Here is a 26,813-nt window from a genome sequence, read left to right on the forward strand (position 1 = left end):
CTCTCTCCCATCCTATTTTTTAGGTCGTTTATAAAATGGTGTTGATATTACTTTTGCTTTTAATCGTTTATTACGAATCTCGATTTCGACTTGTTGATCTAATTCAGCAAATTGAATATCCACAATCCCTAAACCAATATTTTTCTTTAATGTAGGAGACTGCGTTCCAGTTGTAATTAGACCAATTTCATCATTTCCTGATAAAATTTTATAGCCATGACGAGGAATACCGCGATCAATCATCTCGATTCCTACAAGTTTTCTAGAAAGACCATTTTCTTTTTGTTCTTTTAATACTTGTTTTCCAATAAAATCAGCTTCTTTAGTCGTTTTAACAGCAAAACCTATTCCTGCCTCAAGCGGGCTAATATCCGCTGTTAATTCTTGACCGTATAATGGGAGTGTTGCTTCAAAACGAAGTGTGTCTCTTGCACCAAGTCCGCACGGAAGAATCCCTTCTTCTTTTCCAGCAGTAAGTATTTCATTCCATAAAGAGACAGTATCTTCCGCCTTACAATAGATTTCGAAACCATCTTCCCCTGTATATCCTGTTCTAGAAATAAGCACATCTTTACCATTTAAATTTACATGTGCATCAAATTTAAAAAATTTAATATCATCTAAGTTTTTATCTTTAGAAAGCTTTTGTAAAATATTTTCTGCAAGAGGGCCTTGAAGTGCCAGCTGTCCGATATGATCCGAAATATTCTCCACGCCTACTTCTCCTTCAAGATGCTCATTAAGCCATGAAAAATCTTTTTCAATATTGCTAGCATTAACAACAAGTAGATAATCATCATCAGCATACTTATAAACTAATAGATCATCTATGGTACCTCCGTTTGGATAACACATTGCAGTGTACTGTGCACCACCGTTTTGTACCTTTGAAATATCATTTGTCATCATTTTCTGTAAATAGGAGGTACTATCTTTCCCTTTTACCGTTATTTCTCCCATATGAGAAACATCAAATAATCCAGCTCTTGTTCGAACTGCCTCATGTTCCTCTTTGATACTAGAAAATTGAACTGGTAAGTCCCATCCACCAAAATCAATTGTCTTTCCACCATATTCTTTATAAATTTCATATAATGGCGTTCTTTTTAACTCTGACATTGATATCCCCCTATCGAAAATTGTTATTATTACTTTCATCCACTTTCAATACATTCGAAAAATTTGGACATAAAAAAAGACAGAGTGAACCAATTTTGAATGTGGTCTCTGTCCTGGCACCTGAAAGTTTACCTTAAACACTCGTTATAAGGTTTTCCCCTTGGGTGGCTTCCTAGAAGAAGCACTCTCCAGAGCTGCGTCAAACAAGAGTCTTTTTGCCTGAGAGATTCATAACTAAACATTACTTGCTCCTTCGGCGCCGCATTTAAGCAGTCTCTCCCCCTGTAATCATCCGCCTATATTTAATTTAAAAATGGATATACTAACATAATAAGATTCAGGAAATCCTGTAAAAAGTATTACCAAGCTATCTACATCCTACCATTATTCGTCTTTTTCAGCAATCGTTTTATTAGCAATTTTCGCAGAAAAAATACTCGTTTTGTAAAACGATATGACATTGTAAGGGTATTCAACCTATTTTAAATATCTATATACGAACATTGATTCATTTTAAATAATTATCGTTCGTATAAAAACTGTGTTTGTCAGTATAGTTCCAAGACATTTAAGGAGTGGTATGATGTCAATAAAAATTAATTTTGATCACTCTTGGGGAGAGGGGCTAAATGAAAGATTTCATATGGATGGTCCGTGGGGAAATTTGCAGCTTTATCGATTAGCTATTGAAATGGAAAAGCATCAAATTATTCCAGAATTCGAGGGTTTACAAGGGCCGAAGCACTTAGCTAATTTAAAGCCCCTACCACATCAATTAGAAGTGGCGAGACAGGTTGTAGAAAATATGAATGGAAAAGCTATTTTAGCGGATGAGGTCGGTCTAGGGAAAACCATTGAAGCCGGATTAATATTAAAAGAATATATGATTAGGCGTCTCGTAAAAAAAGTGTTAATTCTCGTCCCAGCTTCATTAGTATCTCAATGGGCATTTGAATTGAATACTAAATTTCATATTCCTGCAGTAGCCCAAAAAAAGAGTTATGTTTGGGATCAATTCGATTGTGTCATCTCTTCTCTAGATACGGCCAAAAGAAGCCCACATCGTGAAAAAATTTATGAACAAAATTATGATTTAGTTATCATCGATGAAGCACATAAACTGAAAAATCATAAAACCAAAAACTATGAATTTGTACAAAATTTAAAGAAAAAGTTTTGTCTTCTGTTAACTGCTACACCAATACAAAACCGTATTGATGAAATTTTCCATCTTGTTTCACTTTTGAAACCAGGACATCTAGGAAATCAAACCGGTTTTTTAGAAAAATATAAAAGCGGTGATCGGACGACGAAGGATGATCAAAGGTTACGTGAGCTCGTTAATAAAGTAATGATTCGCAATCGAAGAACTGATACTGGGATAGAATGGACGAAACGCCATGTAAAAACGATACTAATTGATTTTAGTAAAGAAGAAAGAGATTTATATGATTCAATCCAAATTTTTAAAAATAATCTTCTTACAAGCAGCGGCTTCTCGATAATGACATTGCAACGTGAAGCATGCAGCAGCAGGGAATCTGTATACTATACATTAAAAAACATGTTAAAAAAACAAGAAAACCCTTCGTCAATTTTTGAGGAAAACATTCATTTTCTTATTAAGAAAATTGAATCAGTGAAAGAAAATTCAAAAGCAGAAAAAGCATTAGAACTAATTAAGAAAATTAATGACAAAGTTATTATTTTCACAGAGTACCGTGCCACTCAGGTCTACTTACAATGGTTTTTGAAGCAGCATGGAATCACTTCTGTTCCCTTCCGTGGGGGCTTTAAGCGTGGAAAAAAAGATTGGATGCGTGAATTGTTTCAAAAACATGCACAAGTACTAATTGCTACGGAAGCCGGAGGTGAGGGAATTAATCTTCAATTTTGTCATCATATGATTAATTTTGACTTACCATGGAATCCTATGAGATTAGAACAACGTATTGGACGTGTTCATCGTCTTGGGCAGCAAGAAGATGTTCATATCTACAATTTCGCTACAAAAAATACAGTGGAGGATCATATTTTAAAACTTTTGTATGAGAAGATACATTTATTTGAAAGGGTGATTGGTGAGCTAGATGATATATTAACACGTTTGGAGTTTGGAAAATTAGAAGATCATTTGCTAGATATTTTCCAAAACTCACGGTCAGAAGGTGAAATGAAAATAAAAATGGAGAATTTAACTGAGATGATTCATTTTGCCGAAAACATTCGAGAAAAAGAAGGAGAAGAGGTCAATGCAGCAGCAAGAAATACATCAATATCTTAATGATTTTTTTCAAGCGAATAATTGTGAACTCGCCGAAAACGAAGATGGATATATGACTGTTCAATTAACAATAGAGCTTGACAAGGAATTAATGAACCGCCCCTTTTATTGGCACTATTTAGAAAAAACTGGCGGTGTTCCAAATCCAATGAAACTAACAATGATTACAAATCAGGAAAAAACTCCGGACAATATAAAAGGAGAATTCATACATTTCGGTTCTCCACGTCTCCATCAAATTTTTCAATTAACAAAAAAATTTTCCAGTTATATTCGCTTATATGAAATTCCTATTACCAGCAATCAAACTCCTTTATATCCTTGGTTAGAACTAAATATTAAAATTTCTTATCAAAGCGATCGAAAAAAAGACATTTTTCGATCCTTTGGATTAAATTTGATTAATGGTGCATTAATTGAAAATTTCATCGAGATTACTGGTCAGCGGAACTTAACACCGAAAATTCCTGATTTATGTTTTACATTATCTCCTATTATAATGCCCAAAAGCGGTATAGCCAGAATTGAAACATATTTAAGGCAAGAAATTATGAAGGAAAACCATTCCTGGGCAGAGGAAGCAAGAGAGCGTTGGAATGAAGATTTAGTGCTTTTAGATCATTTTTATGAAGATCTCGAAGAAAAACCCGAGGCTTATTTAATTGAAAAAGAAGCATTAAAAGACCAATATGAACCCGTTATTATGATTGAAATAATAAACGGAGGGCTATTTTATTTAATAGATAATCAAATTCAATAATTTGATACAGTAATCTTGTTTCTAATAAAAGGCTGTTTTCGTAAAGTTTGTTGCTTTTTTAGTGATATTTTATTAACAATCTGAGTTGATTGTAGCGGAGGGCACTTGACTCCTGTGGGAAAAAGAGGGAAGTAGGAGACCCCACAGGCGGTAACGCCGAGGAGGCTCCCATCCCTCCCCGCGGAAAGCAAGTGTCTGGAGCGGAAATCAACGGACTAAGTTTATAGGCTAAAAACAACAATTTATACGAAAAGAGCCTAATAAAAAGACCTGAATAAAAGACCTAAAGAAAAAGGAGAGCGAATCACTCTCCTATTTCCGTTTAAATACCATTAATATTGAATACGGAAGAACACCGAACCATCGATATAGAAAAGGATCTTTCCCTTCCTTTTTTTGAATTCTTATCTGTTTTCTAGCTGATTTTGGTATATCAAAATGCTTCACAAAGGTTTGTGTAATGAATTTAACATAATCATTTGTAGACATAATTTTAGTACACCACCTTTATTATTTAATTCTGACCAAAATCAATTCAATTTATTCATTATTTTATATGCTTTTATCAAACCAAATATTTTTTACTTTTAAATTATCTTTCTATCCACTTTACTATTCGATTATTTTTAGAGCTGTAAAGTAGTTCACTTTGAATGGCTCGGTTATTTTCCATTGATGAATCTAAAATAATCGTATAAGTATCAACTCCCTTCTTCTGTATGGTAAAGTTTACTTCGCCTTTATTAAAAAATAATGTTCCTTTATTCATAAAATCTTCCGATTGAATTTTATTCATTAATGATTTTACTGCCATTGCATTCATACTATTGACTAAATAATATTCTTCGGTTTCTTTCAAATATCTTTTTTCAGATAAATAAATCTCCATAGATGCTGTTATTACATAAAAAGTAATGAGTACCATTACTAAAGTTAAAGGGAAAACATATCCTTTTTGATTGTTCATACTACTAGTCCCTTTCATGCTTGCTTTTCAGTTGAAGGTGGAATATGGTGTGCTTCCTTCTGATGATTAGTTAGAAATTGAACATGAAAAACAATCTGATTTTGATCACCTGTAATTGATATAGCTTTTACCCTTTGTAAAACAACTTCATGACCCATTTCATTCACTCTTCTACGTATTAAATTTCCATACTGTTCATACATCACTTTTTCATCATTAACATCTAGATAAAGCTTATTATCTGTCACTTTCCATTTATCACTTATTCTCAATTCTTTTCTAAGTTGTATAACAAACAGATTCCATTCATAATCTTCTTCTGTTGATAATGAATGGTTTATTTGTTCAAATACTTTTATAAAAAGAGGAAAAAAAGAAAGAATCATAGAAATAAGAAGTAATGAAAGAATGCATTCTACTAAGGTGAACCCCCTCTGGCTGAGATTCCTCCATAATACATATTTGTTTCTCTTCATAATTCACACAAGCCTTCCATATAATGTTATTTACTTTTTGTAATGTTATCAAATACTGGATTCCATCAATCGTAATTATTTCTTCTGTTGAAATATTCCCCCAAAAATTTTCTTCCACTTTTTCATACAAAAGCATTGAAGCAGTCAAGTCTTGTTTTTCACCTACCTGCTTTTGTAATATTAAAAACATAAAAGGGAAAAATATAGTCGCTATCATTATGATTCCACTAAGCGAAACCAATCCCTCGACAAGTGTGAATCCTTTGCTATTGCTCAATTCGAAACCTTCCCCTTCCGATATTAAAAACTAATTTGATATCTTTTTGGTTCCATTTAAACTTGAGGGTACCAAACTTGCTAATATTCCCATCAGGTAAAATCATGTAGGAGGTAAAAGTACCCCCATTTAACATCTCTATTGAGACAGGCAGCTTTCTGTCAAATAATGTTTTATTATTATTTTTTGAAACAGCTAAATACTGATTATAATACGGATAGAATTGAACGAGAACAGATTCATGTCGATTCATTGCATAGGATTGAGCATAATAAAGATCACTCTCCAGCTGAGTTATGAAGTTGTTTCTTTCAATTGAAGCTGATAATTTCTTTACACTAATAGATCCTATAAACATAAAAACAGATATAACAAGTAAAACAACTAAAGATTCCACCAATGTAAAGCCCCTATTACTTTTTATGAGCATTTTTATGGTCTCTTAACTTCTGTAACTTTACCATCTGAATCAATACTAATTTCATTTCCATTCGGACATTTTGATTTGTTTTTAATTAAATAGCCTTCAGCTTCTAAGTCATCCACATTTTGTGGAAGTTTGTGTTTTTCTAATTCATAGGCTTGAACCTGTCCTTGTACCATCGTAATAAATGCTTCGCACCCCTTATCATTAATTGATCGGCTATGTTTTGTAATATTAGGTATAGCGACAAATATTAAGACAGTAATAATTAATAAAACAATTAACATCTCAATCAAAGTAAATCCTTTATTATTTTTCATCTAAGGCCCTCCTCGATTTATATAGAATCAATCATTTCAAACATTGGTAACAGAATGGATAAGTATACTGCAATGACTAAAATACCAATAAGAATAAACATAAGAGGCTGCAAAATCCGAAATACCTTTTGGATGTTATCCTCTATTTGCATAACACTAAAACGACTATAAAATAGGAGTTCATGATCTAATCTGCCATTTTTTTCACCATGCATAGCGACAGTTATAAATTGTGAATCAAGAAATTTCAATTTCGATAAGGAAGATGAGAATGAACTGCCCAATGTTAATTCTTTGCGAATATTTTCAGCCATTTCTTGCATTAATGGACGAAAGCTTTGAGAGGCCATCATGTCTAATATCTCGTTAATGGAAAATCCTCCTTGTAGTAAGAAGCTCCACTCTCGAGCCAAAAATTGACTTGTAAACAATTTAAAATAAAACCTAATGATAGGTATTTTTGAAATCCATAAAGCTCTTTCAATGGAAGTTTTTTTAGCTAATACAAGGTAGATGAGAATGCAGACGAAGATAGACAAAAAGAGGAATAAAACAATGTAATATTGTGCATTTTTCATGAAATAGATAAGAAAGCTTACAGTTACTGTTGGACGGTAATCCATTGATGTGTACAATTGCTCAAATTGGGGAAGTAAAAAACTTTTTAAAAGCAGCAATACAAAAGCAAGAAGAAAAATTAATATTAAGGGGTACTGTAATAACTTCATAAATGTTATTCGATCCTGATGCTTTTTTATTAAATACTGACCAGCCTCCTTTAAAACATTCGCAAGATTTCCATGTTTATCAGCAAAATATAGCTGTGTACATGCTTTTTTATCGAAATTCCTATTCCCTAGCACCTCATATATTGGAAGTCCATTTTGTAAATCCTTAAGCATTTCTTGTGAATTTACGAGAGTTTTTGTTTCTAACTGTTGTAGAAAATCAATTGCTTCTGCTAGAATAAAGCCATTATCAAGCATTTCACCTACTCTACTCAAAAATATTCCTTGTGCTTTTAATGGAAGCCGTTTCTTCCACATCATAAATCCAACGATAGTATTCATTCGTTGAAAGATAACCAAGTGCAATCCCCTTCCGTATCATTTCTTTTAATGTTTTATATCTTAAATTCATTCTCTCTCCTCTTGCCTCATTCATTACAGTTTTTAATGTTTTTCCTACTAATAGCTCATAAACAGCTGTTCTATTTCTATTTTGATAATTTGCACAATAAGGTGAACAACTTTCACCGCAAAAAGGACATCTTAACGTTACCAGCCTTTGTGCCGTAACAGCGATTAATGTTTGTTCAATATCATGCCAATTAACTCCAAATTCTAGCAAACGGTAAATAGCTCCCTTTGCATCCCTCGTATGTAATGTACTTAATACGAGATGACCGGTTAAAGCTGCTCTAATAGCAATTTTCGCAGTTTCACTATCACGTATTTCTCCAACCATGATGATATCTGGATCATGACGTAAGATGGCCTTGAGACCTGTACTATAGGTGATTCCTGCTTTTTCATTCACTTGAACTTGTAAAAACGATCCGTTTTGCTGTTCAACAGGATCCTCAAGTGTAATCACATTTCGCATCAACTGATTGGAACAATGCTCGACAAGCGCATACATCGTTGTTGTTTTTCCACTCCCGGTTGGACCTGTAAAAATGATCATTCCATGTGAGTGCATAAGAAGTGCCTTTAATTTTTTTGTGCTTGTTGGAAATAGAGAAATTTCATCGATCGTTAATGAATGATCTTGAGGAAGGATGCGAATGACTAAACTTTCTTTAGAAAGCGCTGTTGGTAATGTAGAAATTCTTAATGAAGTTTTTTTCTGTTGAACAAATAAATGAAATGAACCGCTTTGAGGTTTTCTTCTTTCGCTAATATCCATTGAGGCCATAAATTTAAAATGCGATATTAGCCTATCACCAATTTCTGTTGACAGATCTCGATACGGGGATAGTCTGCCATTAAAGCGAAACTGGACATGATAATCTTCTTGCCTTGGAATTATATGCACATCAGTTGCATTTAACTTTAATGCTTGTCCAAGCAATAAATCCGCAATCTTTTCAATTGTCATTGAAAATAAGCCACCACCTTTTCTCTTTTTTAACCTATTTCGACAGATTCTTTTATATTCCTGCAAAAAACTTTAATTTTTTCAGATTATTTTTTATGTGTATTTATCACGTAAATGTCACAAACTAATATATGATGATATTTACATTATCTATACTTTTCCTTTATAATTATAAATTGATGGAGAAAAAGGGTACAAAGGAGGGATACATATGGATCGCATGTACAGAGTATTAGGTTTTTGGACCGGTATTTTTACAGTAATGCTTTATCTTGGTGATTTAAAATCGACTGCATTATTATTCCTTGGTCAAACGGTATTTTTCGTTTTACTTAGCTATTTGAAATTATCTGAACGTATGTATATGTATATTTTTGGTGCGTACCTAACTATTTTCTTCGCAGGCTTTACATACTATACTACATTCATATTAGTGCCAGGCGTAGAACATTAATCCTTGCAAAAAAGACTCTTGAAAAATTTTTCAAGGGTCTTTTTTATGTAGGCTTTATTAGCCAATAGGGTTGTTTCTAATTAAGTCCTATAAGATATGCGTTCAGCTAATTTATACTTTGTATAGAAATCGATCTATGCATACTTAATTGATAAACAATACTTATAAACAAATCCTTTATGTAAAAGACTTTTATAGGAATGGATTATTCACTTTTTCATCTTTAATCATTGTTTCTGGTCCATGACCTGAAAGGACAATAGTATCTTCAGGTAAGACTAGTAGTTTTTTCTCAATACTCTCTAATAATTGTTGATGATTCCCTCCTGGCAGGTCAGTTCTGCCTATACTGTTAAGAAATAATGTATCACCAGCAAAGACTATCCCCATTTCTTTTATATAGAAAGAGATACTTCCAGGAGAATGCCCTGGTGTTTGAAAAATGTCTAATGTAAATGATCCGATCGTAAGACTTGTTTCATTATCGATCAATTGATCAGCAGGCTGCTGCTGAACGGACCTTCCCATCATAAATATCTCGGAACCATTAAGTGTGGGATCGACAAGCCAGTTTGCTTCCTTCTTATGTACATAAACAGGAATGTTAAAAGCATTCCTTATCGTATCAACCGCTCCTATATGGTCGAAATGAGCATGGGTTAGCAATATCGCAATTGGCTTCAACTTTTGATCGTTAATAATAGTTAGCAGCTTTTCACCTTCATCGCCTGGATCGATCACGATACATTCTTTCATATCCCCAACAAGTAAATAACAGTTTGTTTGTAATATCCCTAATGGAATACGTTGCCATTTCATAACATTACCTCCTCGTTCATACATATTACCATATCAAATATTGGATTTGCTAAATTTATTGTACTTGTAATTTTGTTTTGGTTAATACTAAATACAAGTCAAAGAACTTTCATTTTTTTCACCTCGACAAATATAGCACAAAATTGTAAAATATTTAAGAATGCCATTATCAATTTACATACGAAAAATTGACAGCTTTTCAATTTATTAAAGGAAGGGGTCTGTTACAAATGGGTACAGTCATTATTTTTGCTTTAGTTACTTTGCTTGCTTTAATTGGAACTATAACTGCCTTCAAAAATAAAAATCCAATGGGGATTATTTTTGGACTAATTACACTAGGTGTTTTCGGCTGGTTTACAGTTATGACAGTTATTCATTCCGGATACCCAGGAACGATTTAATAAGTGTATTCTTGTGAAGAAAAAGAGCAGCGTTTGCTGCTCTTTTTCTATGTAAGGATACAGGACGACAAAACGTTAACATAACCATGCACACGCCGCCTTTTTGGAAGATGTTTCATTCCATGAATTATCTTGAACAAAACATTACTTTTTGTATTCAACTATAGGAACAATCTTTTTTGTCTTTAAATCCAATATCTTTTCATATTGGAATCCATATAAACAAACTTCTCCATTCGGAGAACATGTTATTGGTTCATTCTGCAAATGTTCAAATAAAACATCTTCTTTTTTATTTAAAATACGATAACTGACTAATTTATAATGTTGTTCATATTCATCAATTGACCCGCTTTCATATGGTACAAAAGTAAGAAATCGATTTTCTTTTTCAGAGAAATCATAATTTGGAATAAGCCAATCATTATACTGGCTTAGATGGGGAATATGAAAAGAATACACCTCTTTTAAAGAGTGATCATAAAAATGATATCTCGCTTGTTCGTTATTATCAGAATCAACGGTTATAGTAAAAAGAAAGTTGTATAAAGTATCGAAATGGTAAATATTTTTCAATAACGTTGTCTGCTTATCAATATTGTTTAATGAATAAGAAACAAGAGGTGCTTTCAAACGTATATCCTTCTTATCCCACACTTGTGAAAGAATTGTATCTTTGCCAAACCACTTTATAAAAGGATCCGAAAAGTCGTACTCAGAAATTGACGAATCGTTAAGGTTTAAAATAAAAACCTTGAATGTCCAGTCTTCAAAAAAAACAGAAATAGCTAAAAACTGCGTATTCCTTTCATTCCAATCATACGCTAAATCATAGGATTCCATTTCTTTTGCAAAAAGCGTCTTACCCGATCTATCTAAAATATAAATTTTAGCAAGGTATGTAAGCGGTGATGTTTGAACTAAGATTTTTGAATGATCAGGACTGATAACTACAGTTTTAATCGGTTTTTCACTCTTAAAAATCAAATCACTTTTACCTGTTATTAAGTGGTATTTAAATATCAGAGATTCCTTATTCTGATGGATTGTGTATAAAAGCGTTTCGTCATCTAGCCAACCGACGATTTTTTCAAACTGTTCTTTAGGAAGCTTCAAAGTTTTCATCTCTTTAATAAGTGTTTCCTTCTTTTGGACAAGCTTCTCTTTAGGCTTTTGTTGTTCACATCCAGATAACAGAAGAAAAAGAATCAACAAAAATAATGTGCTGACAATGAGGTTATAGTGTTTATGTCTTTTCTTTTTCATCCATTTCACCTCAAAACTTGGTATTCTAGTTTTTTCTATTGCAATAATAATTCATGTTGTAATTCCTAAAAAAAAACGAGGGTGACCCCTAGTGACAGCTTCAACATATAGGATGGACATACTTAAAGTTGCCACTATATATTAAAGTATAATATCTGTCACTTTGCTTTTGGGTCACCCTTAATTATTTTTTTCATTGCCCTTCATATCATAAAACCTTAAAAGATCACCATAAATAATTTTATCAGAATAATCTAGCTCTGTCCCTGCTTTTTCTTGATATTTAGTACAGTTATTCTTATCAATAGCTTCTTCTGTTTCTTTAGAATAACATGTACCCCCAGCCCATACATATTTGTCTGTAATAAATTGACCATCACGAAGCACTACATAATTATGATGTTCTGGAGAAAATAAATCTTCCCCAAATTGAATATCCTTTTTAGTATCAATGCCTAATAGATGAAGAATGGTTGGTCTAATATCAATTTGCCCGCCCACTTCAGATATGAGTTTCCCTTTCCCTTTATCTGTCACGCCAGGTATATGGACAATAAACGGAACTTTTTGAAGATCCACACTGACATAAGGTGTGACTTCTTTTCCTAAATATTCTCCCATTGCAATATTGTGATTTTCGGAAATTCCATAATGATCTCCATACATAATAATGATGGAATGATCATATAAACCACTTTCTTTTAACTTTGTGATAAATTCCTTAATTGATTCATCTGTGTAGCGAACAGTAGTAAAATAACGGTTAACAGTTTTATCATTAGATGTATATTCATCAATAAGTTTATCCGATTCATCAAGAACAAATGGGTGATGATTGGTTAATGTCAGCATTTTTGCATAAAATGGCTTAGGCATCTCCTTCATCAAATCTACTGATTGTTGAAAGAAAGGGATATCTTTCATTCCCCAGCCTACAGAATTTTCATCTGTAATATTGTATGAAGTCGCAGAGTAGAACTGCTGATACCCTAAAGATTTATACATAATATCCCGATTCCAGAAGCTTTTATTATTTGCATGCATTCCGGCAGTATAGTATCCATTTTCATTTAATCGTTGTGCCATAGAATTATATTTATTACTAGCATGTGTAAAAAATACAGCCCCTCGATTTAAAGGATATAGCGAATTTTCCACTAAAAATTCTGCATCAGATGTTTTCCCTTGCCCTGTTTGATGATAAAAATTGTCGAAATAAAAACTGTCTTTAATAAAGTCATTTAAAAACGGAGTAATCACTTGTCCATTCACCTTTGAATTGATGACAAAACTTTGTGTTGATTCCAGTGAAATGACAATAACATTTCTTCCTTTTGCTACTCCAAAAAGTTTTTTATCTGGTTTCACGTAATTTGCACGAACATAGTTTTCAACATCAATTAAATTACTACCGTCTGCCATTGCTTTTTGGGCAGAAGTTTTCGACTGGAGAAAAATATCATATAAGTGATAGCTAAACGAACCGATATTCTTAACCAAAATCTCTCGATCAAATGTCCGTGTAAGAAGCTGTGGACGCTCCGCCTCCGCTAATCCAAGATTTAAAAAAAGGATTGCTGCTGTTACAAGAAAATAAGCTCTCCGATTGATCCTTGTTGTCTTTTTAAAGTTCACCATTTTGGGTTTGAATCTTACTATTAGAATTAAAATGATGACATCAAAAAAATAGACAAAATCCGACCAATAAATTTCGGCAGCAGCACTATCACCTAAATCACTAAAATTATTCGTTTGAAATAAAACCGGCAAGGTAAGAAAGTCAGTAAAAAAGCGATAAAATACAACATTAGCATAAATGACAAAGGATAAAACGAAACTCATCAATAAAATATACCGGTTTCTAACTTTTTCCGATTTAAAGTATAGAGAAACACCAAAAACAAAAAATAAAAAACTTGCAGGGTTAATCAATAATATAAATTCCTGCATCCAATTTTCAATTTTAATATTAAATGCTGTTTTATAAACGATATCCGTTTTAATCCAGAGAAAAATAGCTGCAACAATAGGCAATAAAATGTTAGCCTTTTTTAATTTTGACATTAATATCTTGGAACCTCCTTCTTGCCAAGAAACGCTTGAACAGTAAGAAAGTGTTTTTTATTTCTAATCAATCCTATTAGTATTACTACCCAATATATTAGACGTTTGAGCCACTAAAATGGTTTCAAGTTTGTCCGAATTTTCTTAAAAACCGGACTTTGCTGGTTATCTTTTTCCTTTATTTACTTTCAAGATTGGCTTTTATTAACCATGCGGCTCCATATACTCCTGCATCATTTCCTAATGTAGCTATATCGATACTTGTAGATTGGGCAACAGTAGAAAAAGCGAAGTTTTGAAAATATTGATTTAGAGGATTTAATAATACATTTCCTGCTCTTGACACTCCTCCACCAATGATAATTTTTTCTGGGTTGCAAACATTCCCAATATTCGCTAATGCTAATCCTAAATAAAAGGCAACTTTATCGACAATTTCGATTGCTAGTTGATCACCTTCCCTAGCACTATCAAAAACATCTTTCGCGCTTATTTTACTATTATTTTCAAATATCATTTTTAATTTCGACTCGTTATAATATGTATGAATAGCTTCAGTTGCTATTCGTGAAATTCCTGTTGCAGAAGTCACTGTTTCTAAACAGCCTGTTTTCCCACAGTTACAAGGTGCACCATTTTCCGGAATTACTGTAATATGACCGATTTCACCTGCCGCTCCCTTTATCCCATGAACGATTTGACCATTCGCAATTACTCCTCCACCTACACCTGTTCCAAGTGTCACACACACTAAATCTTTTGCCCCATTTCCAGCGCCTTTCCACATTTCACCTAAAGCTGCGCAGTTGGCATCATTATCAACCACAACAGGCAAGCCTGTCACTCCTCCTAAAATTTCAGCAATAGGATAATTGTTTTCCCACCCTAGATTCACTGCTTCATAAATCAATCCCTTTTCTAAATCTATTGCCCCTGGAGCTCCTAATCCAATCCCAACGAGTATTTCCTTCGTCTGTTTTAGTGTTTCTAATTTTTGATCAATTGAATCAGAAATATTTTTCAAAATGTTTTTTCCAAAGTCAGAATTATCCGTATCAATTTCCCATTTTAATATAATTTCTCCGTTATCTTGAATAAATGCTATTTTTGTTGTTGTTCCCCCAAGATCTACTCCTACAATCCATTTATGAGACATATGTATTCCCCCTAAAATATTTTTTTACAATTTTGCCTTTCGTGTTTCAGTATTAAAATTGCCAACTGAAATACGTCCTGTTCAATTAATTGATTCTTATATAATTCTCTTATTTCTCGTTCCATCAACTCTATATCTCCAGAACGATCTCCCACATAAATAATAATCCCAAATTTTTTTAATAATTGCTGTACATCGTAAAAAGTTTTCAACGCCACACACCCTTAATTTTTGGAACTGCCTTCTAATCATAGATAGTATAGTTGATATACATGGAAGGGACAAGTTTTGAAGCAGTAAATCAAATAAAGCTCTCTTTCAGTACAATTTTATAAACATATATAAATAAGTTATTACGTATATTTGGAGTTAGATGGACAAACCAAAAGGGAGAGAAACTCCTATGGCAAAGGATAAGATAAAATATTTTTTAGTTATGAGCATTTTTATTACAACTCTATTTATTATTATAAAAATAGCTTTCCAATCTTCAAAGGAAACAATAATATTTTTCCCACTCCATAAGGAGGCACAATTTAACAGCGCTCAAACTCAAATTAGCTTTGTTCCTGGCATGAAACAAACCAATTATAAAATTGATTTTTCAATACATTCCGAGTTGGATAGAAACGCCTATTTAAGACAAGATATCGGATTACTCTTCAGAAACGGAAAACTAATAAAAATCAAAGGAATAGGTGATTGGAAACAAAACACCTCTATTCTTGATCAGAGCAATCTCCTTAAAGATAGTGGAAGCGGTTACTATCAAGCAATTTCCTTTCACTATGGAGAAATTCATGACAATGAAGCTATTAGTAGTGTACAAGAAATGTCAAATAATTATCTATATGTGATTCAATCAAAGTTTAGTCCTACATTCATCTCATTCCGAACTTCTCGGACAAAAGATGAGCTGCAGTGGGAAAATACTATAAATCAACTTATTGAAAAACAGCTGACCGAAGTATGGAAACATGGGATGCTAAGTCTTGGAATTGATCTAAATCAATATTTATCTATTCCAATAACAGAATTAGCCAACTATAATCAACGACCTTTACCCGGATTCACCAAAATGCAATCACAAGAAATAATCGGTAAATTATGGGAGGGGTTGTATAAAAATTATTTATTAGGGATAAAAAAAGAGGACGGAACATCCGTCCATCCACTTGGAAGCTCAGTTCCCTTACTATTAATTAATCGTAATAGGCATGAACTATTAGTATTAATCATCACAAAAGATTTAGAACCGGAACTCCTTAAGCAATCAATTAACCTTCTTGATTAATTTTATTAAGGAGCTCATTGTATTTTTGATCATTTGATAGTTCAATCGCCTTCTGAACAAGTTTTTTTGCTTCTGTTAAATTTCCCTCATCCAGATACAATAGGGCAAGGTTATAATATGCTTGATGAAAATCTGGATCTTTTGTTATCGTTTCTCGTAAATGTTGTTTCGCTTCTGCTAACCTATGAAGTTGAATCTCGGCATAGGAAAGCTGAAAGTATGTAACAGCATCGCCTTTTCCTTTTTGGACAAGCTGGTTTAAAAGGTCATAGGCTTCCTCATACTTATGATCATTTATCTTTTGCTGTGCCAAACTATTGATTACTTCAGGTGACTCATTATGAAATCCTAAAAATAATAAACCGATTGTAAGCAATGCCGTAATAACTAAAGACCCAATTTGGATGGACCATTTATGTTTTTTTGGAAAGTGCACGATTGCTGTTGCAAGAAACCCGCCAAATAGACCGCCAAGATGACCAAAGTTATCAATCCCAGAAACACTGAAGCCGAAAACCAGATTGATAATAATAACAACGATCACATTCTTCCCCATCGTTCGGAAAAATAATTTTGGATTTGTTGCCCCGATATATAGTAATGCACCGAAACAACCAAAAATCGCGCCACTTGCTCCTGCAGACAAATGACTGCTAAAGAGAAAACTTGCCAGTGAACCAGAGAAACCCGAAAAAAGATAGATCCATACGAACCGCATTCTTCCAAAAATTCTCTCAACTGTAGGTCCCAAATAGTATAAGGCTAAAGAATTCATAAGCAAATGAAGTATGCCGATGTGGAGAAATATCGGAGTAATAAAACGCCACCACTCACCATCTAAAATTAATGGATTAAATTTTGCCCCAAATCGGATTAAGTTTTCTGAATTTGTACTTCCCCCAGTCATCTCTAGCACAATAAACATCGCGATTTGAATAGCGAGGAAAACATACGAAAAAAATGGTTTTCCACTCTGAAAAAACTGTTGCTCCTGCTGGGATTTTGCAACAACATTTGTTAAAACAGCTGATTTTAATGAGGCAATCTCTTCCTCTTCGTAGCTGTCTTGTAAATCAACAGATAGAGGACTTTTTAGTTTAGTACTTATACCTGTTAATACTGAATCAACGTTTTCTTGATCAATAATAAAACTGTGCAAGTTTGTTTTTTTATTAATTTGCAACGGCTTCTCAATATACGATTCAAAATCATCTACCGGTTTGTATTCACTAACATATATATTTACAACGTTTAGCTCTCGTTTCATTAAATGCTTTCGTACATTTTCTGCTTGCAATGCAGTATGCTGGATATCCCGCTGCAAGCGATTTCCCCAATCTAAATCATACCGTAAAAGTCTAATTACTTGAGCTTGTTTATTCATTGTATTTTCGAGCCATAATTCATTATGGTGCTCACTCATTTGCATTAATGAATAGTTTTTATCTAAAATAAAAATCTGGGCTAAACGCCAAAACAAAAAATCCTCTCTACTACTCAACAATACTCCTCGCCTTCTATACTAATAATATAATCGCCCTTTGCATTGTTAATATTTACTATAACAAAAAAAACAGACCAGGGTAAAGAGATAACTCATTACATCTGGTCAGTGTGTATCGGTGAGGAATTTTATTTGAATGTACTTTGAATTAGTTTAGCTTTTAACCCAGGAATGCTCATTGCCAATCTTACACCCATTTTCCTTAACCAATAGCTGCCGAGTAAAAAGTTTAGTAATTTGTAACGATATTTATACACACTATAAACAACAAATCCAGATAATAACCATTTCATTAAGCTATTCATTTTGGTAATCCTCCAATGTAAAAGATATCAAATGGTTCATATTAACATAGCTAATAAATCAGTTTTAAATTTTGTTTTTCTTTAGGAAAATATAAAATATTCGCATTGTGGTTAACTTTCTGAAGAGCGAGGTTTACGTCTAGCTTCAGCGCCTATCGACTAGCGGACTTCAGGACTCCTCCCTACGATAAGTCAACATCGATTCGCCTTTGGCTCCCAAAGAGTTTCCTTTATCTCAGTCGAAGTCCCTCCAAGGAAAATTTTACTGCCAATTTTCCCAGTCCGTACGTCGATGAGCAAGGCGCTTGCGCTTTTGTTCTTAGTGTGTGAAAAAAAAATAATTTTATCCTACAATCTATTGTTCCTCGCAATTGATTACCCCGTTTTCGGTAATGATCATTTTGACAGGAATATCATGTTCCTCAATAGGAAGTTGTTCTTGGATCTGTTGTGTAAAGGCTAAGGAGATCGTACAGCCGGTGTAGTCTTGTAAAAACCGATCATAATATCCCCCGCCAAACCCTAACCGATATCCTTTTTCTGTAAAAGCTAACCCGGGAACAATGATTAAATCTAGCAATGCTTTCTGAACCTCAACCGTTTGTTCTTCAATTGGTTCAAATAATCCAAAATAAACACTTTCCAATTGTGTAAACGATGTGATTTCTTTAAAAATCATCGTTTTCGTCTTTGGAAAGCATTTTGGTATGACGATACGTTTTCCTAAATCCCAGCCCTTACGAATAATCTGCCATGTATCAACTTCAGGAAAACGGGACAAAGTGACAGCAATGGTATTTGCAACTTGAAACTCCTGTAAATGGTTTAATTGTTTAGCAATTAAATATGAATTCTGTTCATATGTACACCGATCCAAAGCAGATAGGACTTTTTTTATATTCTCCCTATACACTTTTTTCTCCACAAATATCTCCCCCACAATAATTTTCATTAGTAATAACCATTAAGTAAAAACTTATAAAAAAAAGCAGCGGGAAATTTCCCTGCTGCTTACTTTGTTTCACGATGTGCAGTTACACGTTTTTCTCTCGGACAGTATTTTTTAAGCTCAATACGGTCTGGATTGTTACGCTTATTTTTTGTTGAAATATAGTTACGCTCACCGCAATCTGTGCAAGCTAATGTTATATTTACACGCATGTCTTTCCCTCCAAACTTCATTGCATTCTTCAACTATTCATACGACTTTTCTATAATATCATTTTTCTTTTCGAAATGCTAGTCCGTTTTTTCTTTCTTTATCACTTAGCTTTGTTATGCGTTATTTTTGATAATAAAACATGTGGAGCATACGTGCAGCGATTTCTATATGAAGTATAACTAGCTGAAAGCGTGTATTGCAGGATTTTATTAGGATCGACAATATGATTTAACAAAGCCATTACATTAAATTGGTTACAATTTTTACCTATAGAAAAACCTTCCAAAATAATAATTTATCATATTTATGGCGGTAAGAGCTTGTTTATGCTATAACTGTAAAGAGCAAAAAATTGAAAGGGTGAGTATATGAATATACTAATTATTTTGTTGCTCATAATGTCTATCTTGTTGTTTGTCTTTTCCTTTTTTCAAAACGATCAATCTTCTAGCTTAAAGAAAGAAGTAGATGATCTTTCTATGAATCTATATCAAGAAACCTATCAAATGAATAAAAGAATTAAGGTTTTAGAAGAAGAATTATTAGTCGATGATCAAATGATGAAAAAAGAACTAGCAAAATCATCTAAACCAATTGTGAATGAAATTTTACAAAACCAAGTGGTTGCTTTATTCAAACAAGGATTAAATGTAGAACAAATTTCAAAACAATCAGCATTATCACAGTCTGAAGTAAAAAATATCATTTCCGAATTCCTTAATGAGTAATGAAAATGGAAGGAGATACATATGAGTAAACATACGACTAGAGCCTTCGCATTAGGACTTTTACTTTCGGCTATATTAATCCTTGTTTTCAAATCCTTCGATACCGGACATAAAGATACTTCCGTCAAGGATGGCTATGTACAGATTAAAGAAGCAGAACTAAAACAATTACAAAATGAAAAATCACAATTAGAAGAAAAATATCAAACTTTAATTGCACAAAAAACTGACACAACAACAAAACAAGATAATAAAAATGAAACAACAACCCCGGAAAAAGATAATTCGATCATTAAATATCGATTAACGATTAAATCCGGTATGACCCCTTCTGAAATAGGAGAAAAATTAAAATCAGCAAAGATCATTAAAGACGATAAAAAGTTTGTCCAATTCTTAATTAAGAAGAAATATCACGAAAAAATCCAACTTGGAAAATTTGATTTAACAAACAAAATGGATTTCAAACAGATTGCAGTAGTTATTACAAAAGGAAAATAAGAAAACACCACTTAGTCTATGCTAAGTGGTGTTTTTTTATTGATTATTGATTCGATGATGAATCAGTTTGTTGCTTTTTTGCTTCATTGATATTTTCAACTTTTTTCGTTGAAGTTGAATCTTTCAATTCTTGCTTAGCACGTTTTTCTTTTAAGTCGAAGTATGCTTGGAAAACTCTATTAGCAATTTTTAGGTTTGTATGAGGATCTTTATTATTACCAATATATGACCATGGCAGTACCACTGAGATAGCAATCTCTGGTTTGTCATATGGAGCGTATCCTACAAATGTAGAATTCCAGGTCGTCGGTAAGTTATCGGTACTATAATTTTGCCGTTTAGGACCATCATATAACCCCTCTGCGGTACCTGTTTTTCCAGCAACCTTTAAATCTTTTGAAATCCATCCATTAGCAGTTCCTCCTTGCTCATTGGCCACTTTCCAAAATCCGTCTTTTACACGATCAATCCAGCTGGATTGCATATTCAATTTATTTAATACTTTTGGCTCTATTTCTTGAATGACCGGGCCGAGTTCATCCGCTTTATCACTTGGTTGACGAATTTCTTTCGCAATATGCGGCTGAACACGGTACCCTCCGTTTGCAATAGTGGATACATATTGAACCAACTGTAATGGAGTGTAAGTATCAAATTGACCGATGGCGTAATAAAGTACGTTTCCGTTTGCCGGTGGTATCGCTGGTCCGTAACCTATTTGTTCACCTGGTAAATCAATTCCAGTCTTAACCCCTAATCCAAACTGAGCGAAATTTCTTCTAAATTTATTAATCGCATCCATTTTATCAATACTTAATGGACCATTTGGGATATACTGTTGTTGACCGCCCAGTTTCATTGCAGTTAAAAACATATAAACATTAGATGATTTTTTTAAAGCTGTTAAATCATTAATACCACCCATACCACCTGGTACCCAAGATTTCATTGGAGGTGTTTGCAAAAATTTTAATGGTTGATCATATAAATAATCACCTGGATGAATGGCACCTTCTTCGTACCCAGTCAATATTGTTGCACCTTTCACAACTGACCCCATAGCATAGGAAGTAATCATATTTCCTAATGCAAAATCACTTAATTCCGTTCTACCCGTATCTTCATTTTTAACATATTGCTTCCCAGCCATGGCTAAAATATCACCTGTGTTCGGATTCATAGCTGTTACAAAGGCACGATCGAGTAAATAGCTATCTCCCCTTGTTTTAGCAACGCCTAACTCTTCTTTAATGATCTTTTCAACTTCTTTTTGGAAGTCAATATCAATAGCTAAAACTAAATCGTCCCCTCTTGTTCCCTGTCTAATCACTTCAGAATCTAAAACATTTCCACCTTTATCTGTAACATTTTTTACTTTTTCCTTTTGACCTTGTAAAACATCCTCATATTGATATTCTAGATAACTTTTACCCACCCGGTCATTTCTGCTATAACCACGTGATAAATAATAATCAGCTAAATCCTTCGGTAATCCTTCTTTAGAGGAAGAAATTTTGCCTATTACTGATCCCAATGTGGCATTACCAGATTTATCCGTGTACACATTATATCTATCCCAATCCGTTGTCGTATCTACTCCAGGTAGAGAATCAAGATTTTCACTTACAACGGCAAATTCTTCAGGAGTTACATTTTTGTTTTTTATGATTTGCGGAGATAATGGATATCCTGCAATCATTTCTCGATAGATCGCTAACACTTCTAATTCCTTTTTTGAAAAAGAGTTCATTTCTTTATCTGTAATACGATCAAGTGTTAATTGATAGATTTTTTTGTCATAATCTTTATCGTTCTTTAACTTTTCCTTATCCGCTTTCGTAATTTTCGCAGCAGCTTCATCTGGATGCTTCAAAATCCAAAAATCTTTTTTGTCTCTTTCAGTAATGGCTTTAAAATCTTCTTTAGTGTCCTTTTTGATTAGCTTTGCTAAATCCTCTGCGATTTTTAAAACTTCAGTTTGCTTAATATTTTGTGGTCTTGTATACGTAATGGCATTTAATGGTTTATTCCCTACCACTAACTTTCCATTGCGATCTAAAATTTTACCGCGCGGCACAGAAGTATTAACCGTTACATTCTCTTTTCTGTCGATTTCTCGCTTATAATCGTCACCATAAACAATTTGAACGATTCCAAGTCGGAGAATAAGGAGAGAAAATAGTAGAAAGACAACAAAAAATAGTATGTTCATTCGGATAGAGACATACGCCTTTTTCTTTTTTTTCGTTTTCTTCACTTTACAAAACCCTCCCACTTTCTACATCACTCTACATTGTAAAGGAAAATCCATTTAAATTCTATAAATTAGTTAGAGAAATATAAGGAAAAGAATAGATTGTTATTTTATTAAAATAATACCAAAAGAACAAAAGCGCAAGCGCCTTGATCATCGGCGTACGGATTTTGCAGTCTTCGACTGAGATAAAGGAAACACGGCGAGGGACGAGTCGATGTTGACTTATCGTAGGGAGAAGACGGAGAAATACGCTAGCCGATAGGCGCTGGAGCTAGACGTAAATCTCGCTCTTCATAAAGTTATTCACAGTACGAATATTTTATAATTTCCTTAACGACAAGAAAAGAGCCTAGGATCTCCTAAGCTCATTACATACTGTTAAATTAAAGCCACAAAATTTTAATCGGAATTTGTATCATCCTTTCCTTCGTGTTGCTTATTTGTCTTATCTATAATGATCTCTTTTTTTGTTGATTGTGTATCATTTTTTTCCCGTTTTTTCTTTAAATCAAAATAAGCTTTAAACACTTCATCAGCGATATCTAGATTTGGATGCATGTTTTTGTCAGTTGTTGACCATGGAACTACAACAGAAAGAGCAATTTCCGGATGATCGTATGGAGCATAGCCAGCGAATGTTAAGTTCCATAGCATCAGACCAGGATTGTGCGGGACTGGTCCGTCATAAAGAGCTTCTGCTGTCCCTGTTTTTCCAGCGATCTTTAATTGTTTGTTTTTTATCGATCCATATCCAGTACCATTTGGAGCATTAACCACTAATCTTAAACCCTCTTGCACACGTTCAATCCATTCTTTTTTCATGTCTAATTTATTTAAAACATTAGGACCAACTTCTTGCACTATTGGACCAAGCTCGTCAATTTTGTCACTTGGTTCTCGAATTTCTTTTGCTAAATGCGGCTGAACCCTGAATCCGCCGTTACCAATTGATGAAATGTATTGTACAAGCTGTAATGGTGTATACGTATCAAATTGACCGATTCCAAAGTCTAATACGTTTCCGGCAAACTGTGGAATTCCTCCACTAAAACCAATTTGTTCTCCTGGAAGGTCAATACCTGTCTTTACCCCTAAACCAAATTGTGCAAAATTATATCTTAATTTTTTTAATGCTTCTACCTTATCGATGCTAAGTGGTCCGTTAGGTATATAATATCGCTGACCACCGATCCTCATTGCTAATTTAAACATATATACATTGGAGGATCTTTCTAATGCATATAAATCATTAATATATCCGAATGCTGTTGAGCGCCAGGAACTTTTTGACTGAGTACCCTTGAACACCAATGCCTCATCTTTTATTATGTTATCGTTAAGTGAAATAGCCCCTGTTTGGTATCCTGTTAAAACCATGGCACCTTTTACAGTTGAACCCATTGCATAAGATGTAATCATATTCCCTAAAGCAAAATCATTAAACTCAAATTGTCCAGTATCCTTATTTTTTTCACGCTGTTTTCCTGCCATTGCTAAAATTTCACCTGTATAAGGATTCATGGCCGTTACAAATGCACGATCCAAGTATGGCTGTGATAGTCGTGATAATGTTTTAGTAATGATATCCTCCACTTTTTGTTGAAACTCCATATCCGGAGAAAGAACTATATCATTTCCTCTTTTTCCTTTACTGACAACAACAGAATCGACCACTTTCCCCGCTTGATCCATTTTATTAATAATTTTCTCTTTTTGTCCCCGAAGAACATCTTCATATTGATATTCTAAATAGCTTTTACCTACTCGGTCATTACGACTATAGCCAAGCGCTTGATAATACTCAGCTAATTCTAGTGGCAGGCCTTCTCTTGATGTAGTGATTCTGCCTAATATAGATCCTAGCGGGGCAAATCCTTCCTTATCCCTGTAAACATTATATCGTTCCCAATCAGTCGTTATATCAACACCAGGAAGTGACTCTAGGTTTTCACCAATAACAGCTATTTCCTCATCAGTGACATTTTTATTCTTAATAATTTGCGGAGTCAATGGGTAACCGCTTAACATTTCACGGTAAATAGCTAAAACCTCTAGTTCTTTTATAGAAAAGGAATTCATCTCTTTTTTTGTGATTCTTTCCAGGATTAATTTATATATTCTTTGATCATACTCTTTTTTGTCTAGCTTTTCTTTCTTCAAATTTTCCTCATCTTGTTTTGTAATTTTACTCTTAGCCTTATTTGGATGCTTTAAGATCCAAAAATCCTTCCGATCTCTTTTCGTTATTGCCTTTAAATCTTCTTCTGTATCCTTTTTAATTAATTTAGCTAACGTTTTAGCAATTTTATGTATGTCATCAGGTTTTATCAATTGCGGCCTCGTATATGTAATCGCTTTTAAAGGCTGGTTCCCAACGATTAAATTTCCATTTCGATCTAATATTTTCCCCCGTGGAACAGGTATACTAATCGAAACATCATGTGTTTTCTTAATTTCCTGCTTATAATTCTCCCCATGAACAATTTGTACGATTCCTAGTCGAATAATCAGAAGAGAGAATAAAAGGAAGACTACAAAAAAAATAACATTTATTCTAAATGGAACAAAAGGCTTTTTTTTCTTCTTCGCCAAAATCAGCACCCCTTTTCCTCTATTTACCTTTATTACATTGTAAAGGAAAATGATGCTGAATTATATAATATTTTCAAAAGTTATAACAAAAAAGAAAAAAGGCAATACTTTGCCTTTTAAGTAACCGAATGAGTATTTACTTTTCTTAAACAGAGAAAAACAAATAGATAGCCTGCACCAAGAAACATCAGTAAAACTGGAATGCTTTTTTTGTCGTTAAAAAAGGTAATAGCGGCCATAAAAGCTAAAATAGAAGTGATTCTTCCCGAATTTAAAAATAATTCACGGACGACGATATATTCAATCCTAGCCTCAGCAGCTTGCCAACCTCTTCCAATAACATCATAGGTCATTGAGATATAAGGTACTAGAACAATTGGATACGCTATAGCAATTACTGCAGCATAAATTAATAATCTCATATAGCTAAAATCAAACACGATGATAAATATGGCACCATATAAAAGTAATCCTCCTAAAAATATCGCTTTCTTCCGAAATTCATTTTTAATCAAACGGGCTACCATGGAATAACCTAAAAAGGATATCCCAGAATTAATTAATCCGAATGTTCCAAGAGCAAATTCACTTCCTGTGGAAATAAAAACAAAAACAGAAATAATGAAAGCAAAAATTCCATCACGCAAGCCCTGAAAAAAATGAGCTGTCGTAATTAATCTCCAATTACGGTTATTTTTCCTTTCACCTAGAATACGAGCTAGTAAATAGCTTCCATGAGCAGGTCGTCTTTTTATAAAAAAACTTAATAAAACAGCTAGAGCAAACAGTGTTAATGAAAGGCCAAAAACAATGGTATATCCGATACTTGAAGAAAAGCGTGAAATGATAAAGCCTGCTAATATTGGACCAATCATCCCACCCGCAGAATTTAAAGTACCTAAAAATCCGTTGAAAAAATCTCTTGTTTCCGGTTCAGTGATTTCAAAGGTCAGAACATTAAATGCGAGCCAATAGAAACCGTACCCAATACCTAGCAAACCACCTAAAACAATTAAATAATGTGAAGCATTTCCTCCAAAAAACAAAACGGATAAATAAAAAAAAGCTAAAAAAATTACACCCATTCGAAGGACAATGACTCTATCTATTTTTTTCGCCCACCTGCCTGCTAAAATAAAAGTTAGTGGTTGAAAAATAACTACTGATAAATTATAAACAGCTAAATCTATAAACTGTCCTGATTGCTTCCATAAATAAATGTTTACAAAAGTATTTGATAGCGCAACGCTAAGTGAATATATTCCGCCAATAAATAACAATAATGATAAATCCTTTGTTAATTCTACGTCACCTAACCATTTTCGAAATATCATAAAAAACTCCCCTTTTTCATCCTTAATAGCTTTTGAAAAAGAAGTGACATTATACATATTTCTTTTTAAAGGTGAGCTGGAGGGCGTGAGAAGTGAGATAAGAGAGGATGTTAAATAATTCAATTTTTTTTAATAAAAAAACACCGGAAAATGAAGTGACCCCATAAAGTTAGACAGGTTTTTTCGGTTAGGCAGCTTGTTGGGTATGAGCTCGGTATTGTACTGGGCTCATGCCTTTTAATTTTG

General features: G+C 33.5%; 28 protein-coding genes and 1 riboswitch. Of the genes, 7 read left to right on the forward strand and 21 right to left on the reverse strand.

The features are described 5' to 3' along the window. Positions 1-12: 12 nt before the first annotated feature. Positions 13-1,119: a glycine cleavage system aminomethyltransferase GcvT gene (gcvT, locus tag ACQKP0_RS08000; RefSeq protein ID WP_427405293.1), complete on the reverse strand. Its 1,107-nt coding sequence runs from the start codon at positions 1,117-1,119 to the stop codon at positions 13-15. Positions 1,120-1,316: 197 nt separating this feature from the next. Beyond that, positions 1,317-1,411, reverse strand: a riboswitch (glycine riboswitch). 291 nt (positions 1,412-1,702) lie between these two features. Here gcvT and ACQKP0_RS08005 point away from each other — a divergent pair. Then, positions 1,703-3,403, forward strand: coding sequence for a DEAD/DEAH box helicase (locus ACQKP0_RS08005; protein ID WP_427405294.1), 1,701 nt, complete (start codon positions 1,703-1,705; stop codon positions 3,401-3,403). Beyond that, the gene (locus tag ACQKP0_RS08010) at positions 3,372-4,163 is read left to right on the forward strand and encodes a YqhG family protein (RefSeq protein WP_427405295.1); all 792 of its coding nucleotides are present in this window, start codon (positions 3,372-3,374) and stop codon (positions 4,161-4,163) included. Before ACQKP0_RS08005 ends, ACQKP0_RS08010 begins: the two co-directional genes overlap by 32 nt. 312 nt (positions 4,164-4,475) lie before the next feature. Here the strand turns inward: ACQKP0_RS08010 and ACQKP0_RS08015 are convergent, their stop codons facing one another. The 8 genes from ACQKP0_RS08015 to comGA form a co-directional block, all read right to left on the reverse strand. Beyond that, on the reverse strand, positions 4,476-4,652 hold the full coding sequence (locus ACQKP0_RS08015; RefSeq protein WP_427405296.1) for a YqzE family protein: 177 nt from the start codon (positions 4,650-4,652) through the stop codon (positions 4,476-4,478). A 103-nt stretch (positions 4,653-4,755) separates the two neighbouring features. Next, positions 4,756-5,130, reverse strand: coding sequence for a competence type IV pilus minor pilin ComGG (comGG, locus tag ACQKP0_RS08020; protein WP_427405297.1), 375 nt, complete (start codon positions 5,128-5,130; stop codon positions 4,756-4,758). 14 nt (positions 5,131-5,144) lie between these two features. Then, complete coding sequence (gene comGF / locus ACQKP0_RS08025; protein ID WP_427405332.1) at positions 5,145-5,540, reverse strand: competence type IV pilus minor pilin ComGF; 396 nt, start codon at positions 5,538-5,540, stop codon at positions 5,145-5,147. Beyond that, complete coding sequence (locus ACQKP0_RS08030; protein WP_427405334.1) at positions 5,476-5,796, reverse strand: hypothetical protein; 321 nt, start codon at positions 5,794-5,796, stop codon at positions 5,476-5,478. Before ACQKP0_RS08030 ends, comGF begins: the two co-directional genes overlap by 65 nt. A gap of 76 nt (positions 5,797-5,872) precedes the next feature. Next, positions 5,873-6,313, reverse strand: coding sequence for a competence type IV pilus minor pilin ComGD (gene comGD / locus ACQKP0_RS08035; RefSeq protein WP_427405298.1), 441 nt, complete (start codon positions 6,311-6,313; stop codon positions 5,873-5,875). A 2-nt stretch (positions 6,314-6,315) separates the two neighbouring features. After that, positions 6,316-6,627, reverse strand: coding sequence for a competence type IV pilus major pilin ComGC (gene comGC, locus ACQKP0_RS08040; protein WP_427405299.1), 312 nt, complete (start codon positions 6,625-6,627; stop codon positions 6,316-6,318). 17 nt (positions 6,628-6,644) lie between these two features. After that, positions 6,645-7,697, reverse strand: coding sequence for a competence type IV pilus assembly protein ComGB (gene comGB / locus ACQKP0_RS08045; protein WP_427405300.1), 1,053 nt, complete (start codon positions 7,695-7,697; stop codon positions 6,645-6,647). Further along, positions 7,624-8,727, reverse strand: a complete 1,104-nt coding sequence (gene comGA / locus ACQKP0_RS08050; protein WP_427405301.1) for a competence type IV pilus ATPase ComGA — start codon at positions 8,725-8,727, stop codon at positions 7,624-7,626. The genes comGB and comGA overlap by 74 nt, the downstream gene beginning before the upstream one ends. A 211-nt stretch (positions 8,728-8,938) precedes the next feature. Between comGA and ACQKP0_RS08055 the strand changes: the two genes are divergently transcribed. Next, positions 8,939-9,181 carry a DUF2626 domain-containing protein gene (locus tag ACQKP0_RS08055; RefSeq protein WP_427405302.1) on the forward strand — a complete coding sequence of 81 codons (243 nt, stop codon included), beginning with the start codon at positions 8,939-8,941 and terminating at the stop codon, positions 9,179-9,181. Between the two features lie 192 nt (positions 9,182-9,373). Here ACQKP0_RS08055 and ACQKP0_RS08060 read toward each other — a convergent pair whose 3' ends face one another. Beyond that, positions 9,374-10,000 (reverse strand): MBL fold metallo-hydrolase, encoded by a 627-nt coding sequence (locus ACQKP0_RS08060; protein WP_427405303.1) that lies wholly within the window; start codon positions 9,998-10,000, stop codon positions 9,374-9,376. A gap of 230 nt (positions 10,001-10,230) precedes the next feature. On the opposite strand from ACQKP0_RS08060, the gene ACQKP0_RS08065 reads away from it, so the two are divergent. Continuing rightward, positions 10,231-10,404: a DUF2759 domain-containing protein gene (locus tag ACQKP0_RS08065; protein ID WP_427405304.1), complete on the forward strand. Its 174-nt coding sequence runs from the start codon at positions 10,231-10,233 to the stop codon at positions 10,402-10,404. 144 nt (positions 10,405-10,548) lie between these two features. On the opposite strand, the gene ACQKP0_RS08070 is transcribed toward ACQKP0_RS08065, so the two are convergent. From ACQKP0_RS08070 to ACQKP0_RS08085, 4 genes are all read right to left on the reverse strand, one after another. Further along, positions 10,549-11,670: a hypothetical protein gene (locus tag ACQKP0_RS08070; RefSeq protein WP_427405305.1), complete on the reverse strand. Its 1,122-nt coding sequence runs from the start codon at positions 11,668-11,670 to the stop codon at positions 10,549-10,551. A gap of 180 nt (positions 11,671-11,850) precedes the next feature. Beyond that, the gene (locus tag ACQKP0_RS08075; RefSeq protein ID WP_427405306.1) at positions 11,851-13,734 is read right to left on the reverse strand and encodes an LTA synthase family protein; all 1,884 of its coding nucleotides are present in this window, start codon (positions 13,732-13,734) and stop codon (positions 11,851-11,853) included. Between the two features lie 178 nt (positions 13,735-13,912). Continuing rightward, positions 13,913-14,890, reverse strand: a complete 978-nt coding sequence (locus ACQKP0_RS08080; protein WP_427405307.1) for an ROK family glucokinase — start codon at positions 14,888-14,890, stop codon at positions 13,913-13,915. An 11-nt stretch (positions 14,891-14,901) separates the two neighbouring features. After that, positions 14,902-15,102: a YqgQ family protein gene (locus ACQKP0_RS08085; protein ID WP_427405308.1), complete on the reverse strand. Its 201-nt coding sequence runs from the start codon at positions 15,100-15,102 to the stop codon at positions 14,902-14,904. A gap of 191 nt (positions 15,103-15,293) precedes the next feature. Here ACQKP0_RS08085 and ACQKP0_RS08090 point away from each other — a divergent pair, with 191 nt between their 5' ends. Further along, positions 15,294-16,184, forward strand: a complete 891-nt coding sequence (locus ACQKP0_RS08090; protein WP_427405309.1) for a hypothetical protein — start codon at positions 15,294-15,296, stop codon at positions 16,182-16,184. Here the strand turns inward: ACQKP0_RS08090 and ACQKP0_RS08095 are convergent. From ACQKP0_RS08095 to rpmG, 4 genes are all read right to left on the reverse strand, one after another. Further along, complete coding sequence (locus ACQKP0_RS08095; protein WP_427405310.1) at positions 16,168-17,685, reverse strand: rhomboid family intramembrane serine protease; 1,518 nt, start codon at positions 17,683-17,685, stop codon at positions 16,168-16,170. The two genes, ACQKP0_RS08090 and ACQKP0_RS08095, sit on opposite strands and share 17 nt — an antisense overlap. Positions 17,686-17,816: 131 nt before the next feature. After that, positions 17,817-17,993 carry a hypothetical protein gene (locus tag ACQKP0_RS08100; RefSeq protein ID WP_427405311.1) on the reverse strand — a complete coding sequence of 59 codons (177 nt, stop codon included), beginning with the start codon at positions 17,991-17,993 and terminating at the stop codon, positions 17,817-17,819. A 355-nt stretch (positions 17,994-18,348) separates the two neighbouring features. Further along, a complete protein-coding gene (locus ACQKP0_RS08105; RefSeq protein ID WP_427405312.1) occupies positions 18,349-18,918 on the reverse strand; it encodes a 5-formyltetrahydrofolate cyclo-ligase in 570 nt (189 codons plus the stop codon). 86 nt (positions 18,919-19,004) lie between these two features. Beyond that, the gene (gene rpmG / locus ACQKP0_RS08110) at positions 19,005-19,154 is read right to left on the reverse strand and encodes a 50S ribosomal protein L33 (protein WP_058002175.1); all 150 of its coding nucleotides are present in this window, start codon (positions 19,152-19,154) and stop codon (positions 19,005-19,007) included. Positions 19,155-19,523: 369 nt separating this feature from the next. On the opposite strand from rpmG, the gene ACQKP0_RS08115 reads away from it, so the two are divergent. Together ACQKP0_RS08115 and ACQKP0_RS08120 are read left to right on the forward strand one after the other, a co-directional pair. After that, positions 19,524-19,883: a hypothetical protein gene (locus ACQKP0_RS08115; RefSeq protein WP_427405313.1), complete on the forward strand. Its 360-nt coding sequence runs from the start codon at positions 19,524-19,526 to the stop codon at positions 19,881-19,883. Between the two features lie 21 nt (positions 19,884-19,904). Beyond that, complete coding sequence (locus ACQKP0_RS08120; protein WP_427405314.1) at positions 19,905-20,384, forward strand: hypothetical protein; 480 nt, start codon at positions 19,905-19,907, stop codon at positions 20,382-20,384. A 43-nt stretch (positions 20,385-20,427) separates the two neighbouring features. Here ACQKP0_RS08120 and ACQKP0_RS08125 read toward each other — a convergent pair whose 3' ends face one another. The 3 genes from ACQKP0_RS08125 to ACQKP0_RS08135 form a co-directional block, all read right to left on the reverse strand. Then, positions 20,428-22,641 (reverse strand): peptidoglycan D,D-transpeptidase FtsI family protein, encoded by a 2,214-nt coding sequence (locus tag ACQKP0_RS08125; protein WP_427405315.1) that lies wholly within the window; start codon positions 22,639-22,641, stop codon positions 20,428-20,430. A gap of 399 nt (positions 22,642-23,040) precedes the next feature. Beyond that, positions 23,041-25,236 carry a peptidoglycan D,D-transpeptidase FtsI family protein gene (locus tag ACQKP0_RS08130; protein ID WP_427405333.1) on the reverse strand — a complete coding sequence of 732 codons (2,196 nt, stop codon included), beginning with the start codon at positions 25,234-25,236 and terminating at the stop codon, positions 23,041-23,043. Between the two features lie 113 nt (positions 25,237-25,349). Further along, positions 25,350-26,567: an MFS transporter gene (locus ACQKP0_RS08135; protein ID WP_427405316.1), complete on the reverse strand. Its 1,218-nt coding sequence runs from the start codon at positions 26,565-26,567 to the stop codon at positions 25,350-25,352. Positions 26,568-26,813: the final 246 nt, after the last annotated feature.

Origin of the sequence: Heyndrickxia sp. NPDC080065 (genome assembly GCF_050281185.1) — a bacterium.
Lineage (GTDB): Bacteria > Bacillota > Bacilli > Bacillales > Bacillaceae_C > Heyndrickxia.

Coding starts and splice junctions, on each gene's coding strand:
- rpmG (WP_058002175.1), bottom strand. CDS start 19,154: ATGCGTGTAAATATAACATTAGCTTGCACAGATTGCGGTGAGCGTAAC.
- ACQKP0_RS08005 (WP_427405294.1), top strand. CDS start 1,703: ATGTCAATAAAAATTAATTTTGATCACTCTTGGGGAGAGGGGCTAAAT.
- ACQKP0_RS08090 (WP_427405309.1), top strand. CDS start 15,294: ATGGCAAAGGATAAGATAAAATATTTTTTAGTTATGAGCATTTTTATT.
- comGB (WP_427405300.1), bottom strand. CDS start 7,697: ATGAATACTATCGTTGGATTTATGATGTGGAAGAAACGGCTTCCATTA.
- ACQKP0_RS08060 (WP_427405303.1), bottom strand. CDS start 10,000: ATGAAATGGCAACGTATTCCATTAGGGATATTACAAACAAACTGTTAT.
- ACQKP0_RS08115 (WP_427405313.1), top strand. CDS start 19,524: ATGAATATACTAATTATTTTGTTGCTCATAATGTCTATCTTGTTGTTT.
- ACQKP0_RS08135 (WP_427405316.1), bottom strand. CDS start 26,567: ATGATATTTCGAAAATGGTTAGGTGACGTAGAATTAACAAAGGATTTA.
- ACQKP0_RS08015 (WP_427405296.1), bottom strand. CDS start 4,652: ATGTCTACAAATGATTATGTTAAATTCATTACACAAACCTTTGTGAAG.
- ACQKP0_RS08010 (WP_427405295.1), top strand. CDS start 3,372: ATGCAGCAGCAAGAAATACATCAATATCTTAATGATTTTTTTCAAGCG.
- ACQKP0_RS08065 (WP_427405304.1), top strand. CDS start 10,231: ATGGGTACAGTCATTATTTTTGCTTTAGTTACTTTGCTTGCTTTAATT.
- ACQKP0_RS08100 (WP_427405311.1), bottom strand. CDS start 17,993: ATGAATAGCTTAATGAAATGGTTATTATCTGGATTTGTTGTTTATAGT.
- ACQKP0_RS08075 (WP_427405306.1), bottom strand. CDS start 13,734: ATGTCAAAATTAAAAAAGGCTAACATTTTATTGCCTATTGTTGCAGCT.
- ACQKP0_RS08120 (WP_427405314.1), top strand. CDS start 19,905: ATGAGTAAACATACGACTAGAGCCTTCGCATTAGGACTTTTACTTTCG.
- ACQKP0_RS08080 (WP_427405307.1), bottom strand. CDS start 14,890: ATGTCTCATAAATGGATTGTAGGAGTAGATCTTGGGGGAACAACAACA.
- ACQKP0_RS08030 (WP_427405334.1), bottom strand. CDS start 5,796: ATGTTTTTAATATTACAAAAGCAGGTAGGTGAAAAACAAGACTTGACT.
- comGG (WP_427405297.1), bottom strand. CDS start 5,130: ATGAACAATCAAAAAGGATATGTTTTCCCTTTAACTTTAGTAATGGTA.
- gcvT (WP_427405293.1), bottom strand. CDS start 1,119: ATGTCAGAGTTAAAAAGAACGCCATTATATGAAATTTATAAAGAATAT.
- comGD (WP_427405298.1), bottom strand. CDS start 6,313: ATGCTCATAAAAAGTAATAGGGGCTTTACATTGGTGGAATCTTTAGTT.
- comGA (WP_427405301.1), bottom strand. CDS start 8,727: ATGACAATTGAAAAGATTGCGGATTTATTGCTTGGACAAGCATTAAAG.
- ACQKP0_RS08055 (WP_427405302.1), top strand. CDS start 8,939: ATGGATCGCATGTACAGAGTATTAGGTTTTTGGACCGGTATTTTTACA.
- ACQKP0_RS08070 (WP_427405305.1), bottom strand. CDS start 11,670: ATGAAAAAGAAAAGACATAAACACTATAACCTCATTGTCAGCACATTA.
- comGC (WP_427405299.1), bottom strand. CDS start 6,627: ATGAAAAATAATAAAGGATTTACTTTGATTGAGATGTTAATTGTTTTA.